We start from the raw sequence: 13,875 nt of genomic DNA on the forward strand, positions 1-13,875 counted from the left end.
TGCAAACTTAAAAGTGACTTGACGCAATATTTGTTACGCAGAGGTTACTGATAATGGAGCGCTCACACTGAGGACGGATGGATGGATAAATTACTCGATCGCTTCTTACAATATGTCGCACTGGATACGCAGTCCAGGCCGAATGTCAGGCATGTGCCGAGTACTGAGGGACAGTGGAAACTGTTAGAACTCTTAAAAGCACAGCTTAATGAATTGGGTCTGGAGCAGATAACGCTGAGCGAGCACGGCATTTTGACGGCGACGCTGCCTGCGAATATAGCGATGTCCGTGCCGCCGATAGGCTTTATTGCCCACGTAGATACCGCGCCGGATTTTAGCGGAAAGCACGTTAACCCGCAGATAGTGGAAAACTATCGCGGCGGCGATATTGCGCTGGGTATTGGCGATGAAGTGCTGTCGCCAGTGATGTTTCCTGTGCTGCACCAGCTTTTGGGCCATACGCTTATCACCACTGACGGCAAAACGCTGCTTGGTGCCGATGATAAAGCCGGAATTGCCGAAATTATGACCGCACTGGCGCTATTAAAAGAAAATGATATTCCCCACGGTGATATTCGGGTGGCGTTTACTCCGGATGAGGAAGTGGGCAAAGGCGTACATCATTTCGACGTAGCCGGTTTCGATGCCCGCTGGGCCTACACGGTAGACGGCGGCGGGGTCGGTGAGCTGGAGTATGAAAACTTTAACGCAGCATCCGTCACCATCAAAATTGTTGGGAATAATGTGCATCCTGGCACGGCGAAGGGCGTAATGGTGAACGCGCTTTCTCTGGCAACCCGTATCCATGCAGAGATCCCGGTGGATGAAACCCCGGAGCGCACAGACGGGCATATGGGGTTTTATCACCTTGCCAGTATGAAGGGCAGCGTCGAAAAAGCGGAAATGCACTACATTATTCGTGATTTTGACCGCACGCTATTTGAAGCGCGTAAAAAACACATGATGGATGTGGCGAAACGCGTCGGTAAAGGATTACATCGGGATTGCTATATTGAGCTGGTGATTGAAGATAACTATTACAATATGCGCGATAAAGTAACTGAGCATCCTTATGTGCTGGAGATTGCGCAGCAGGCGATGCGTGACTGCGGCATTGAGCCTCAACTTAAGCCCATTCGCGGCGGCACCGACGGCGCGCAGCTCTCTTTCCGGGGGTTGCCGTGCCCAAATCTGTTTACCGGTGGCTATAACTATCACGGCAAGCACGAGTTCGTGACGCTGGACGGCATGGAAAAAGCGGTAGCCGTCATTATGCGTATTGCCGAACTGACGGCGGCCCAGGGCCGGCGTTAGCGCCAGGGCAGCACGGCGGGGAGTGCGGCGCAGGTGTTGGCGTAGCCGGTCGCATATTACCCCTTTTATCAACTCGTGCCCGGCCGTATAACCGGTGCACCGTTACTCCACTCGCTGGCCTGCGCCGTTTACCCTGGCGCGGTGAAAAAACCTCTTTAATGTAAAATGCCTTTTAAGATGCATCGGTGGCCGGATGACCGTAAATGCTGCCGCTGTTCTTCTGTTTAAGATTGTTGCGCGTCCGCGTTTATGCGCCCTGGAGGCGCAACTCAGCGCCTGGTTTTTACCAGGTGGCTTCGGATACCGCTAACTTAAAAATACGTGCCTGTCAGATAAGCCTGTTAAATCCAGGCTGAGCAAGGGGTGCTAACCAGAACGCGGCCCGTAGAGGCCGCCTGCGTGGATTTTCAGGCAGGAGGGTGCCAGGGGTTAGCAGGCGGTGTAGGGAAAGGCGCCCGGGCATGCATTTAACGGCCGGGCGCGCCAGCGTCATCAACCAGCAAAATACCAGTAACCGCTATTGATGAGCTCGGTTAACATGGCGAGAAATGAGGGATCTTCCAGCGCATCGCCCAGCTTTTGCGCATCAAGCTGCAGGTGCTCCGCCAGCGCAAACAGCGCCAAACGGTGCGGGCTGTCTAACTTTTCGCCATTAATATATATCGTCTCATCAATACGCAGCACCCGCAGCCCGCCCAGGCGGTTCAGCGTGTCGCCCTGGCGCAGCGCGTCATAAATTTCATCGGGCTGATAGGGCGGTTCCGGCGGTGCGATATCCAGTTCGTGGCGCGTCTGGCTGATAAATTCGCCGAACCATGCGCGAAACTGCTGCGGATCGTCTATTAGCGCCAGCATCATTGCGCGCGCTTTTTCCAGCTCCTGTGGCAGAATATCCGCCGGATGCTCCCGGGCTGGAATATCGGGATCGCTATAGCGCTGGCCGCCCAGTTCCTGCTGTAAAACGTAGTCAGCAAAGCCGCTGATAAGTTCACGGCCGCTCGGCGCCCGAAAGCCCACGGAATAGTTCATCGAATTTTCCAGCGAATAGCCTTCGTGCGGGAAACCGGGGGGAATATACAGAATATCGCCGGACTCCAGCTCTTCATCGATAATAGCGCTAAAGGGCGCGACCTGCAGTAAATCGGGGTGCGGGCAGTGTTGTTTCATCGGCGCTTTTTCCCCTACCCGCCAGCGACGGCGGCCGATCCCCTGAATGATAAAAACGTCATATTGATCGATATGAGGCCCTACGCCGCCGCCGGGGACCGAAAACGAAATCATCAAATCGTCCACGCGCCAGTCCGGCAGCATACGGAACGGACGCATCAGCGCAGCGGTAGGTTCATGCCAGTGATTGACGGCCTGTACCAGAATGGACCAGTTGCTTTCGCCAAGATGATCGTAACTTTTAAACGGCCCGTGACTTACCTGCCAGGCGCCATCGAGGTGGCTGACCAGGCGGCTATCCACCTCGCTTTCCATCGCCAGCCCCGCCAGCTCATCCGGAGAGAGCGGGTCGACAAAATTGGGGAAACCGCGTTTTAATACTACCGGGCGTTTTTGCCAGTAGCGTTGAATAAATTCGGGCCAATTCAGTTCTAAGTGATATTCCATGTCATTTTCCATCATGGCGGTAAAGCGAGAAAGAAGCCGATATTGCGACCGGGATTGGCGTCGGTATACCAGGCGGAGAATTCCTTTATTCTAGCGCCGGAACGGGCGTTCGTCCTGATAAAACGGCGCGGTAAAGTTAGATGGGATTAAATGATTTTATCGCTAACTGAAAACTACTCCCGCGGCGCGTCGGCACAGGAGTAGGGTCAGGCCTACTATTTTTTGATTTACCGCTCCGAAAACGAAGTCAGACGGCTTGTGAGGCGTTTGGCGCAACGCTTTGAGCGCTAATTCTCATCGTTGCTCAGCGTCTGACGGGCGAAAATAATCTCCATCCGCGCGCCGCCCAGCGGGCTATCTGCGGTTAGAATGCGCCCGTTATATTGGGCTACGATGTCCCGGGCAACGGATAATCCGATCCCCTGACCGGGGCGCAGCGTATCGGCACGCTGGCCGCGATCGAATACGCGCATTCTCTGGCTTTCGGGTATTCCCGGGCCGTCATCCTCTACTATCAGATGTAGGGTGTCGTCCTGTTGGTTAGCGGAAACTTCGACAAACTCAAGGCAGTATTTACAGGCGTTATCCAGCACATTACCGATAACCTCCATTAGATCGTTTTTTTCGCCGATAAACGCAATTTCTGGCGAAATATCCAGCGAGATAACCACGCCTTTGCGCTGATAGACTTTGTTAAGTGCGGAAGTCAGGCTATCGAGAAGCGGAGCGACTGGATGTAACTCGCGGCTTAACATTGCATTATCGGTGCGAATACTGGCGCGATGCAGGTAGTAGCCGATTTGTTGTGAGATACGGCTTATCTGTTCCAGCATCTGTGGCTCAGCGTGTTCGACGTCCAGTTTGCCGGTGCGCAGAGAGCGCAGTGTGCTTTGTAATACCGCCAGCGGAGTTTTTAAGCTGTGCGTCAAATCTGTCAGGGTAGTGCGGTATTTATCATAGCGCTCACGCTCGGTGCGCAGTAGACGGTTCAGATTGCTGACTAGGCTTACTAATTCACGGGTTGTGGTGGGGTTCAGCGTGTCGCGATCGTGCGTTTCCAGTTCGTGGACTTCGCGTGCCAGCGCCTCAATAGGGTGCAGGCTCCACCAGGCCGCTACCCAGAGTAGAGGAACCACCAGCAACAAATTGGCGACCAGCACATAAATAAACCAGTTCCAGACCATGTAAGAGCGTTTCAGCTCAATAGGAATGATATCAACCACGGCGATAGTTAGCGCTGGCATGGATGCGGTGGCCGGATAGCGATTCACGGCCACCGAGTGCGTCATTTCATCGTCGCCCTCATCTTCGCGAAATTCTTTAAGCTGTCGCTGGAGGGAGCGGTTACCACCCAGTAGTTCGCTGCTGATGGTGTAGCGCGCTTCCAGCTCATGAAACCCGTTATTATTGAGCCACTCGCGCCGGATAGCTTTTATCACGCCCGGAACGCTGCGCTGCTGCCAGAGTAGTTGGCCGCGATCGTCGTAAATAAGCGTCAGAGTAGGGCTTTGGCGATCAAGATTTTCCGGTATTTCCACATTGATATGCCCATTTTCCCACTTAGCCAGCGTATAGAAGAGATTACTTTCGCCGCGCAGTAGCCGAAAAGTGGTTTTATCAAAGCTCACGCTATAACCGACCAGGGCGACCAGTCCATAGGCGAGCGACAACACTAAAACCACCGCCGCAGTCGCCAGTAAAAAACGGACGCGCAGCGAAAGCGGCTGAAATTTTGCCAGGCGTCTCATTTAGCGCAAATCAAAGCGATAACCCTGACCGCGCACCGTGGTAATCACGTCATCGGCATATTCGGCCTGAATTTTCTTACGCAGGCGCCCCATTAAAACATCGATAGTGTGGCTTTCGCGCAGTTCGGCGTCCGGATAAAGCTGTAGCATCAGTGAATCTTTACTGACGACTTTCCCGGCGTTGCGAATGAGCGTTTCGATAATGGTGTATTCAAAGGCGGTGAGTTTAATTAGCTGTTCGCCGATAGTCAGCTCCCGGCGGGATAGATCCACCTGGAAAGGGGGGATAGTGATAAGCTGTGAGGCCAGGCCGCTGTTGCGCCGTAGCAGAGCCTGCATACGAGCAACTACTTCTTCCAGGTGGAAGGGCTTAGTTACATAATCGTCGGCCCCGGCGCCGAGTACCTCGACTTTATCCTGCCAGCCTTCCCGGGCGGTTAAGACCAGTACCGGCACTGACACTTCGTGGCCGCGCCAGCGGCGTATTAGTGACATTCCGTCTTCATCGGGTAACCCTAAATCGACGATAGCGATATCAGGCATATGTTCCTGCAGAAAATAGTCGGCCTCTTTCGCATCTTCTGCCGCATCGACCTGGTGGCCCAGTTCCCGCAGTTGAACCTGCAAATGATGGCGCAGCAGCGCATTATCTTCAACGACCAGAACCCGCATGAAAACCTCTTTTGAAAACGTGAATATCCCTTAGTTTATCGCGATTTTGCATTCTATCGCGATAAACAGTAGCTAAACGTACATTTCAGTATTGCAGCGAGCGGCGCATATTCCGCATGCCTATCCATAACACAGATCTGATAAGAATTCGTTGCCGCCCATTTTACTAACACAGTAATTGGGTGGAGGGGGATGCCTTCGGCGCTTTTGATGAGTGAATGATAATCAGCCCTGCTCGCCGCTGATAGCGGTGCCACCGGGCGTTTTTTAAGCGGTAATAAACGGGCCGCCTCAGGTGGACGGCCAAGGATTGGCTTACGGTAAATCATCCACCATCTGAACAGCACGCCCTAAATAATTGGCGGGCGTCATGGCCTTCAGCCGCACTTTTTCTTCCTCCGGCAGCGCCAGCTCATCAATAAAGCGCTGAATGTCTGCGGCGCTGACGCGTTTACCGCGCGTGAGTTCCTTCAGTTTTTCATACGGCTTTTCAATGCCGTAGCGGCGCATTACGGTTTGAATTGGTTCGGCGAGTACTTCCCAGTTGTTGTCCAGCTCCGCCAGTAAACGCTCGCGGTTAACTTCAAGCTTACTAATGCCTTTCAGCGTCGACTGGTAGGCAATGTGCGCGTAGCCCAGCCCAACGCCCAGATTACGCAGGACCGTTGAGTCCGTCAGATCGCGCTGCCAGCGGGATACCGGTAATTTGCAGGCCAGGTGCTGTAATACCGCATTTGCCAGCCCAAGGTTGCCTTCCGAGTTCTCAAAATCAATGGGATTGACTTTATGCGGCATCGTCGAAGAGCCAATTTCGCCTGCGATGGTCTTTTGTTTAAAGTGATTCAGGGCGATATAGCCCCAGATATCCCTGTCGAAATCGATAAGGATGGTGTTGAAACGCGCGATGCAGTCAAAAAGCTCGGCGATATAATCATGCGGCTCAATTTGCGTGGTATAGGGGTTCCAGACCACTCCCAGCGAAGTGACAAACCGTTCGCTAAATTGATGCCAGTCTACCTCCGGGTAAGCCGCTATATGGGCGTTATAATTACCCACCGCGCCGTTAATTTTGCCCATGATCTCTACCTGCTCTAACTGACGACGCTGGCGCTCAAGGCGCCAGGCGACGTTTGCCATCTCTTTCCCGACGGTAGAGGGCGTAGCCGGCTGGCCGTGCGTGCGTGAAAGCAGCGGAATATCCCGGTAATCGTGCGCCAGCGCCTTCACGGCGGCGATAATCCGCTGCCATTCAGGCAGCACTATTTCGCGGCGTGCGGTGTCCAGCATCAGCGCATGAGAAAGATTATTAATGTCTTCCGACGTGCAGGCAAAATGGATAAATTCTGACACGGCGTGCAGAGAAGGAACGGCGGCGACTTTTTCTTTGAGAAAGTATTCGACGGCTTTTACGTCATGGTTAGTGGTGCGCTCAATGACTTTTATTCGCGCGGCATCCTGTTCTGAAAACTCACTCACCAGCGTCTCAAGGAAATCGTTTGCGCTGCCATCCAAAGCGGGGACTTCCGCAATAGCGCTTTCAGCGGCCAGTTTTTGCAGCCAGCGAACTTCAACCTGGACTCGGAATTTCAGTAGGCCGAATTCGCTAAATATGGCGCGCAGCGGGCTGACTTTATCGCCATAGCGCCCGTCAATAGGGGAGACGGCGGTCAGTGAAGATAATTCCATCGGGTTGCTCCTGAGAAATTAGCAATGGTTCAGAATTTGTTTGGCCTGAGCTATCAGGCGTTGACGGGAAAACATCAGCTGCAGGCGGCTGCCGCCCACCTGGCGCCAGAGAACGGCGGCACGAATACCCGCAAGGAGCGCTGCGCGAACGCGCGCCTGCACTTGTGGACTTTGCAGCACGGCAGGGGAACCGGTAACCTGGATACGGGGGCCGAGCGTGCTAATCACATCCACATAAATGCCCGCCATTGCGCTTACCAGCGTTTCTGATTCCAGCTCGAAGTGTTCGAGCTGACGCTGCAGCCCGGCAATGCGTTCACCAAGCGTATTCAGCGCGCTCTGGTTGGCTGACAGTTTTCGCTCCAGTACGGTCAGGCTTAGAACATAGCGGGTGAGCTCATCGTTTAACCCCTGGCGATGGCTGGCGTTAAGAATGCCCGGCAGCATTTCAAGTCCGGTTTTCAGATTGCGCTCGCTGTCGCCGAACACGCCCAGCGTAGAGCCGGGATGCTGGTCTATAACGCTATTTAAAGAAGTGTGCAGTGCGTCGGCGTCACAGTGCCCCTGATGCGCCAATTGCTGGACCAGACGCGCGGATTGACACACGCCCGCCAGCGCCAGCGTAATGTCATAATAGTTTTTGGTCACGGCAATTCCTTCCAGATGATAAGGGCATTATAGCGGGATGCGCTCTTCAATGACGCCACCGCCAAGACAGATCTCGTCGAGGTAGAACACCGCAGACTGGCCGGGCGTTACCGCCGCGACCGGAACATCGAACTGTACCTCGATGCGATCGTCGCCTGCGGGCGTTAACAGGCAGGAAATATCTTCCTGACGATATCGGGTTTTTACCGTACAGCGCAGCGGAGCGGTAAGCGGTTCACGGCTCACCCAGTGTAACTGCTGTGCAATTAGCCCGCGGGACATCAGGCGAGGATGGTCGTGACCCTGTGCGACAATCAGCGCATTATGCGCCATATCTTTATCTACCACATACCAGGGGTCTTCGCTGCCTTCTTTGGTGCCGCCGATACCCAGCCCTTTACGCTGGCCAAGCGTGTGGTACATCAGACCCTGATGCTCGCCTAACGTCTCACCGTCAACGGTGATAATCGGGCCAGGCTGCGCCGGAAGGTAGCGCCCGAGAAACTCGCGGAATTTGCGCTCGCCGATAAAACAAATACCGGTAGAGTCTTTTTTCTTCGCCGTGGCCAGCCCTAGCTCTTCCGCAATGCGGCGCACCTCGGGCTTTTCCAGTTCGCCTACCGGAAACAGGCTCTGGGCTAATTGCTCGTGGCTCAGGGTATATAAAAAGTAGCTTTGGTCTTTATTGGCATCTATTCCGCGCAGCAGGCGGCTTTTACCTGCGATATCCTGTCGGCGTACATAGTGACCCGTCGCAATATAGTCTGCCCCAAGGTCTTCTGCGGCAAACTCAAGAAACGCTTTAAATTTAATTTCTTTATTGCACAGAATATCCGGGTTCGGCGTGCGGCCGGCTTTATATTCAGCCAGAAAATGTTCGAAGACGTTATCCCAGTATTCCGCTGCGAAGTTGACGGTGTGCAGCGGGATACCCAGCTTATCGCAGACGGCCTGGGCGTCCGCCAGATCGGCGGCGGCGGTGCAGTACTCTTCACCGTCGTCCTCTTCCCAGTTTTTCATGAACAGACCTTCCACCTGATATCCCTGCTGTAACAGCAGCCAGGCGGAAACCGAAGAGTCGACGCCGCCGGACATGCCGACGATCGCTTTTTTAGTACTGGCAGACATGGAAAAGGCTCGCGTATTGAACGTCAAAGGCGGCGTATTCTAGCACGCGTTGCCGCCTCAGGCATCCCCCGCGAAAGGCCAGTTAAATGCGTCAAGTATTGAAAGCGGCCACCGCTGCGCCTGGTGATAGCAGCGCAGGCTTTCTGCTACCAGCGGTGAGCGTAAGTGAGACGCGGTTAAGATATCCTGGGCCGGTAGCCACAGGCAGCGGTCAATATCCTCATCGTGCGGCGTTGTTGCCACTTTGTTCGGTAAATCGATGGCGAACAGGAAGCGCAAAAAGGGCGTACCGTCAGGCGCTATCCATTGATGCATGCGCAGGAAACTTTGCGGGTCGGCCTCGATACCGGTTTCTTCCCACAGTTCGCGCCGGGCGGCCTGGTAAAGCGTTTCATTGGCTTCAAGATGGCCGGCCGGCTGGTTCCACAGCGCCTTGCCGTTAATAGTTTCTTCGACGACTAAAAACTGTCCTTCGGCCTGCACTACGCAGGCGACGGTGACATGAGGTTTAAACATTGGCTAATGTCCTTAAGGCCAGCCCGACAAACGCACTTACCGATGACGAGCGCGAAATCACAGTCGCGCAGGAGGGCGCATTCAGGCAAGCTTATGTAGCGGTTGCCGCATCGCCTGATAGGCCCACGTAGCAGAGTAAGGCGCTGGCGTTAAATTCTGCGCGGCGGGTAGTGTCAGCAATATCAGTGGATAAACGCCGGGCGCCCCGGTGTCATCACTGCATACGATTAACAAGCCTTTAAAACAGTGGCCGGTTGATGCGGCCATAAACATCGGCCATTTGCTTTAACCGTTCATCATAGCGCTGGTTCAGACAGCGGGTATCGGTAGCGCAGGCGCGCCGCTGTTTTAGCCAGGCCTGCTGCTGATCCTGAAACGCGCCGCGTCCGCCCATGGCAAACAGACCCTTTAGAAAGCGATATTGCGTAGCCATTTCGACATCTTTATCGTTGAGATCCCGATGGGCGCAAATGGTTTTTTCATCCGCATGCTGCGGTTTTTCACAGCTAAAACTGGCCGCCTGCGCGGCGCTGACGCTAAATGCAGTGGCGACGAGCAGCAGGATGGTACCGTATTTCATAGTAACTCCTCCGGTAAGGCATGGCGCCACGCGCCGCTTTGTAAATCAGCGAGCGTAAAGGGGCCAAGCGAGTAACGAATAAGACGCAGCGTAGGATAACCCACGTGAGCGGTCATGCGTCTGACTTGTCGATTTCGCCCTTCGTAAAGGGTAATTTTTAACCAGGCAGTAGGCACCGTTTTACGCTCGCGCACCGGCGGCGTGCGCGGCCAGAGCCAGGCCGGCTCTTCAGTAAGTTCAACCCCGGCAGGAAGCGTAGGGCCGTCATTAAGCGTTATGCCGCGCTGCAGCGCCGCGATGGCCTGCGCGTCGGGGATACCTTCCACCTGAACGAAATAGACTTTCCCCGTGCGTTTGCCCGGCTGCGTAAGCGCGGCCTGGAGCGCGCCGTCATTGGTTAGTACCAGCAAACCTTCACTGTCGCGGTCGAGCCGACCGGCGGCGTAGATATCAGGAAGTGGGATAAATGCCTTCAGCGTTTGCCGCCCGGCCTCATCGGTAAACTGAGGCAGCACGTCGTAAGGTTTATTAAACAGCACAATTTGTCTGGGGCCGGTCGGTTTTCGCCTGGGCGCTGATTTTTTGGTGCTGAAACGCTTAATTTTAGAATTTAACGTGGAAGTTGGGCGCATAGTGTTTTCAGGTATCAGTGATTTTCGCATTATAGCGGAATCACAGCGGTCTTTCATGGACCCATAGATTCGGGTAGTATTGACACGCTAATTACAAATATTTAACAAAAATGGTAATAACCAGAAGCGCTCGAAGGAGAAGTGAATGGAAAGCAAAGTAGTTGTTCCGGCGGAAGGTCAGAAAATTACCCTACAAGACGGCAAGCTGAATGTGCCGAACAACCCCATAATTCCTTACATTGAGGGCGATGGCATTGGCGTAGATGTTACGCCAGCTATGCTCAATGTAGTGAACGCCGCCGTGGAAAAAGCGTATAACGGCGAGCGGAAAATTGTCTGGATGGAGATTTTCACCGGCGAGAAATCCACGCGGGTTTACGGTCAGGATGTCTGGCTGCCGCCGGAAACGCTGGATCTTATTCGCAAATATCACGTGGCGATTAAAGGACCGCTGACTACGCCGGTTGGCGGCGGGATCCGCTCGCTAAATGTGGCCCTGCGCCAGGAGCTGGATCTTTATATTTGCCTGCGCCCGGTACGTTATTATCAGGGCACGCCAAGCCCGGTAAAACATCCTGAGCTTACGGATATGGTGATTTTCCGTGAAAACTCAGAGGATATCTACGCGGGTATTGAATGGAAAGCCGACTCCCCGGAAGCGGATAAAGTTATCGCTTTCCTGCGTAATGAAATGGGCGTGAAGAAAATTCGCTTCCCGGAACATTGCGGCATCGGCGTGAAACCCTGCTCGGAGGAAGGCACGAAGCGCCTGGTGCGCGCGGCAATTGAGTACGCAATCACCAACGATCGCGACTCAGTTACGCTGGTGCATAAAGGCAATATCATGAAGTTTACCGAAGGTGCCTTCAAAGACTGGGGCTATCAGTTGGCGCGCGAAGAGTTCGGCGGCGAGCTAATAGACGGCGGACCTTGGGTGAGTGTGAAAAACCCCAATACCGGTAAACAAATCGTTATTAAAGATGTCATTGCGGATGCGTTTTTACAGCAGATCTTGCTGCGCCCGGCGGAATATGACGTGATTGCCTGTATGAACCTGAACGGCGACTACATCTCCGATGCGCTGGCAGCGCAGGTAGGCGGCATTGGCATCGCGCCTGGCGCCAATATTGGCGACGAGTGCGCGCTATTTGAAGCAACGCACGGGACGGCCCCCAAGTACGCAGGCCAGGATAAAGTGAACCCCGGTTCTATTATTCTCTCCGCAGAGATGATGTTGCGCCACATGGAATGGTTCGAAGCCGCCGACCTGATTGTTAAAGGCATGGAAGGCGCAATCGCAAATAAAACCGTGACCTATGATTTTGAGCGGCAGATGGAAGGCGCTAAACTGCTGAAATGCTCAGAGTTCGGCGACGCGATTATCGCGAATATGTAACACCACCTTTGTAATATATAGCCAACATAGATGTGAAGTTTATGTTGGCTTTTTTCTCTAATTCTTTTTGCAAAAATTTATCTAAAGCTGCATATAAAAATCCAATTAAAGCTGCGGCTCTTATATTTGCTTTGCCTTTAATTAAAAAACATTATTGACCAACCGTATATACACTTTTTTTTGGAGAAAGAATAATAGTAAAATTGCAGGTTAGTGAAAAATCATTAATAATGTAATAAATGATATCATTCAGAATGGTTTTTATTGGTACTACATTACTAGTATATTTATTATTCTTCCTTACTTGTATTTATTAAAACAATTTATTTTTCTATGTCATATATATAATTATTTTCTGATTATATCTTATGGATGTTTTTGCTATTATATCAGTATCGGTAAAAATTGAGATAAAGGCCGCAAAAAACACACCAGTTAAGAATATATTAATATTCCTTATAGGTGGCATGGAAATATGACCTATTAATAGAGAATCTATGAAGAAGGAGTATTAGTAATGAACAAGAAAACCGCAATGAGAGTATTGACAAAAAAAGAAATGGAATCTGTAGCTGGCGGCTGGGGTATCATATATGGAAAGCCTAAGGGCGGTGGCGGATTCTGGGTGCAAGGTTATTTAGGTAAAAAGACTGGCAGGGGTTAATTAACGATATACTGAATTATTAAATAGAATAAAAAAGGCCACTCCGATGTGGCCTATTTATCTGTAGATAAATATTTTATATCTGTTTTAATAGAGAGATAATTTTTTGCTTAGTAATTTTATTAGGTGATAATAAGGCATTGATATATTTTGGGGATGTAATGGTTTATGTGTGTTCGGTCTTCCTTGAATCAACCAAGTATTAGTGCTTTTATTTTATGATTAATATGCAATAAAATAATGATGTGTAACTGTATTAAACTTACTTGTAATTTTTTAAATATTTATTAATTAATAAACTAGGTGCTGTTGTAGTATGTCATAAGATACAGCGGGCAATTATATTATTATCAGTATTTCTCAAAAAAATACGCGCAAATTAAATCTTGTCAGATTATAGCGCTTAGCTATCGTGAATAGAGATTAGTTAAAGAATCGGGGATAAAATAGTAGTGCAGTAATTTCATTCGGTTTGATATTAAAGCATTCTATATCAGTTGATGATTATTTTTACTCCGAGGTTGAGGCTGAACTAGCACAAAGGTATCTACCTCAGGCTAAGCAGCAAAAGCAAATTACCGGCATAGGGTGTCTTCCCTATGCCAGAAGGCTTTCTTTTTTGGCACTATTAGGCGCTTAGCGGTCCGGTGCATACTTCTGCCGCTGCGGCTTTTGCATATTCCGCCATCTTTGCGTTACTTCTTCCGTTCATGATATTTCTCAACGTACGCTCTAACGCCAGAAACTAAATTTTCAGCTGTGGCAGGCGGTTAGGCAACATGCGTAAATAGGCTATTGATAGAAATGCAGGAACCATAAATACTGTAAATATACACAGTATTTATGGGTGGCTATTATGCAGTTTCTTACATCTATTGGCTTACAAAAAGAGAATCCTTTACCGCTTTATAGCGATCTTGTCTGCTGCGGTTTTCCCAGCCCTGCGCAGGATTATGTCGAGAAGAGAATCGACCTCAATGAGTTAATGATAAGCCATCCCTTCGCTACCTATCTGGTGCGGGCGGCCGGTGATTCAATGATTGATGCAGGTATCGGTGATGGGGATCTGCTTATTGTCGATAGCGCTCGTACCGCAAAACAGGGGGACATTATTGTCGCAGCGCTCGACGGCGGGTTTACGGTTAAAAAATTGCAGCTCCATCCCGAGATTCAGCTTATACCAATGAATCCGCACTATAAGCCTATCCCGCTGATGAATGAGAATGACCTGACCGTATTCGGCGTGGTTACTTACGTTGTGAAATCGCTGGGCTGAT

At 51.5% G+C, this 13,875-nt stretch carries 13 protein-coding genes; 4 read left to right on the forward strand and 9 right to left on the reverse strand.

Annotated features, from left to right (window positions below):
- The first annotated feature begins 81 nt into the window (after nt 1-81).
- The gene (gene pepT, locus SFA31_RS13770) at nt 82-1,314 is read left to right on the forward strand and encodes a peptidase T (RefSeq protein WP_322838487.1); all 1,233 of its coding nucleotides are present in this window, start codon (nt 82-84) and stop codon (nt 1,312-1,314) included.
- 492 nt (nt 1,315-1,806) lie between these two features.
- Here the strand turns inward: pepT and SFA31_RS13775 are convergent, their stop codons facing one another.
- From SFA31_RS13775 to rluE, 9 genes are all read right to left on the reverse strand, one after another.
- A complete protein-coding gene (locus tag SFA31_RS13775) occupies nt 1,807-2,928 on the reverse strand; it encodes a cupin domain-containing protein (protein ID WP_322838488.1) in 1,122 nt (373 codons plus the stop codon).
- 287 nt (nt 2,929-3,215) lie between these two features.
- Nucleotides 3,216-4,676, reverse strand: coding sequence for a two-component system sensor histidine kinase PhoQ (gene phoQ, locus SFA31_RS13780; RefSeq protein WP_322838489.1), 1,461 nt, complete (start codon nt 4,674-4,676; stop codon nt 3,216-3,218).
- Entirely contained in the window at nt 4,677-5,348 is a 672-nt protein-coding gene (phoP, locus tag SFA31_RS13785; protein ID WP_322838490.1) for a two-component system response regulator PhoP, read from the reverse strand.
- Nucleotides 5,349-5,663: 315 nt separating this feature from the next.
- Nucleotides 5,664-7,034, reverse strand: a complete 1,371-nt coding sequence (gene purB / locus SFA31_RS13790) for an adenylosuccinate lyase (protein ID WP_322838491.1) — start codon at nt 7,032-7,034, stop codon at nt 5,664-5,666.
- A gap of 18 nt (nt 7,035-7,052) precedes the next feature.
- The gene (gene hflD, locus SFA31_RS13795; protein WP_322838492.1) at nt 7,053-7,682 is read right to left on the reverse strand and encodes a high frequency lysogenization protein HflD; all 630 of its coding nucleotides are present in this window, start codon (nt 7,680-7,682) and stop codon (nt 7,053-7,055) included.
- Between the two features lie 27 nt (nt 7,683-7,709).
- The gene (mnmA, locus tag SFA31_RS13800; RefSeq protein WP_322838493.1) at nt 7,710-8,810 is read right to left on the reverse strand and encodes a tRNA 2-thiouridine(34) synthase MnmA; all 1,101 of its coding nucleotides are present in this window, start codon (nt 8,808-8,810) and stop codon (nt 7,710-7,712) included.
- Between the two features lie 57 nt (nt 8,811-8,867).
- Entirely contained in the window at nt 8,868-9,326 is a 459-nt protein-coding gene (locus SFA31_RS13805; protein WP_322838494.1) for an NUDIX hydrolase, read from the reverse strand.
- Between the two features lie 238 nt (nt 9,327-9,564).
- On the reverse strand, nt 9,565-9,906 hold the full coding sequence (locus SFA31_RS13810) for a lysozyme inhibitor LprI family protein (protein WP_322838495.1): 342 nt from the start codon (nt 9,904-9,906) through the stop codon (nt 9,565-9,567).
- Nucleotides 9,903-10,568, reverse strand: a complete 666-nt coding sequence (rluE, locus tag SFA31_RS13815) for a 23S rRNA pseudouridine(2457) synthase RluE (RefSeq protein ID WP_322838496.1) — start codon at nt 10,566-10,568, stop codon at nt 9,903-9,905. Before rluE ends, SFA31_RS13810 begins: the two co-directional genes overlap by 4 nt.
- Before the next feature lie 115 nt (nt 10,569-10,683).
- Here rluE and icd point away from each other — a divergent pair, with 115 nt between their 5' ends.
- The 3 genes from icd to umuD all read left to right on the forward strand — a co-directional run bounded on the left by icd (nt 10,684) and on the right by umuD (nt 13,874).
- The gene (gene icd, locus SFA31_RS13820) at nt 10,684-11,934 is read left to right on the forward strand and encodes an NADP-dependent isocitrate dehydrogenase (protein ID WP_322838497.1); all 1,251 of its coding nucleotides are present in this window, start codon (nt 10,684-10,686) and stop codon (nt 11,932-11,934) included.
- 517 nt (nt 11,935-12,451) lie between these two features.
- Nucleotides 12,452-12,598 carry a hypothetical protein gene (locus SFA31_RS13825; protein ID WP_322838498.1) on the forward strand — a complete coding sequence of 49 codons (147 nt, stop codon included), beginning with the start codon at nt 12,452-12,454 and terminating at the stop codon, nt 12,596-12,598.
- Nucleotides 12,599-13,454: 856 nt separating this feature from the next.
- Nucleotides 13,455-13,874 carry a translesion error-prone DNA polymerase V autoproteolytic subunit gene (gene umuD, locus SFA31_RS13830; protein ID WP_322838499.1) on the forward strand — a complete coding sequence of 140 codons (420 nt, stop codon included), beginning with the start codon at nt 13,455-13,457 and terminating at the stop codon, nt 13,872-13,874.
- The last annotated feature ends 1 nt before the right edge of the window (nt 13,875 follow it).

It is taken from the genome of Erwinia sp. HR93 (genome assembly GCF_034555055.1).
GTDB lineage: Bacteria > Pseudomonadota > Gammaproteobacteria > Enterobacterales > Enterobacteriaceae > Apirhabdus > Apirhabdus apintestini.

Excerpts from the sequence above, each read along its gene's own strand:
- rluE (WP_322838496.1), bottom strand. The coding sequence starts at position 10,568 with ATGCGAAAATCACTGATACCTGAAAACACTATGCGCCCAACTTCCACG.
- mnmA (WP_322838493.1), bottom strand. The coding sequence starts at position 8,810 with ATGTCTGCCAGTACTAAAAAAGCGATCGTCGGCATGTCCGGCGGCGTC.
- phoQ (WP_322838489.1), bottom strand. The coding sequence starts at position 4,676 with ATGAGACGCCTGGCAAAATTTCAGCCGCTTTCGCTGCGCGTCCGTTTT.
- purB (WP_322838491.1), bottom strand. The coding sequence starts at position 7,034 with ATGGAATTATCTTCACTGACCGCCGTCTCCCCTATTGACGGGCGCTAT.
- SFA31_RS13825 (WP_322838498.1), top strand. The coding sequence starts at position 12,452 with ATGAACAAGAAAACCGCAATGAGAGTATTGACAAAAAAAGAAATGGAA.
- phoP (WP_322838490.1), bottom strand. The coding sequence starts at position 5,348 with ATGCGGGTTCTGGTCGTTGAAGATAATGCGCTGCTGCGCCATCATTTG.
- SFA31_RS13775 (WP_322838488.1), bottom strand. The coding sequence starts at position 2,928 with ATGGAATATCACTTAGAACTGAATTGGCCCGAATTTATTCAACGCTAC.
- SFA31_RS13810 (WP_322838495.1), bottom strand. The coding sequence starts at position 9,906 with ATGAAATACGGTACCATCCTGCTGCTCGTCGCCACTGCATTTAGCGTC.
- pepT (WP_322838487.1), top strand. The coding sequence starts at position 82 with ATGGATAAATTACTCGATCGCTTCTTACAATATGTCGCACTGGATACG.
- icd (WP_322838497.1), top strand. The coding sequence starts at position 10,684 with ATGGAAAGCAAAGTAGTTGTTCCGGCGGAAGGTCAGAAAATTACCCTA.
- SFA31_RS13805 (WP_322838494.1), bottom strand. The coding sequence starts at position 9,326 with ATGTTTAAACCTCATGTCACCGTCGCCTGCGTAGTGCAGGCCGAAGGA.
- umuD (WP_322838499.1), top strand. The coding sequence starts at position 13,455 with ATGCAGTTTCTTACATCTATTGGCTTACAAAAAGAGAATCCTTTACCG.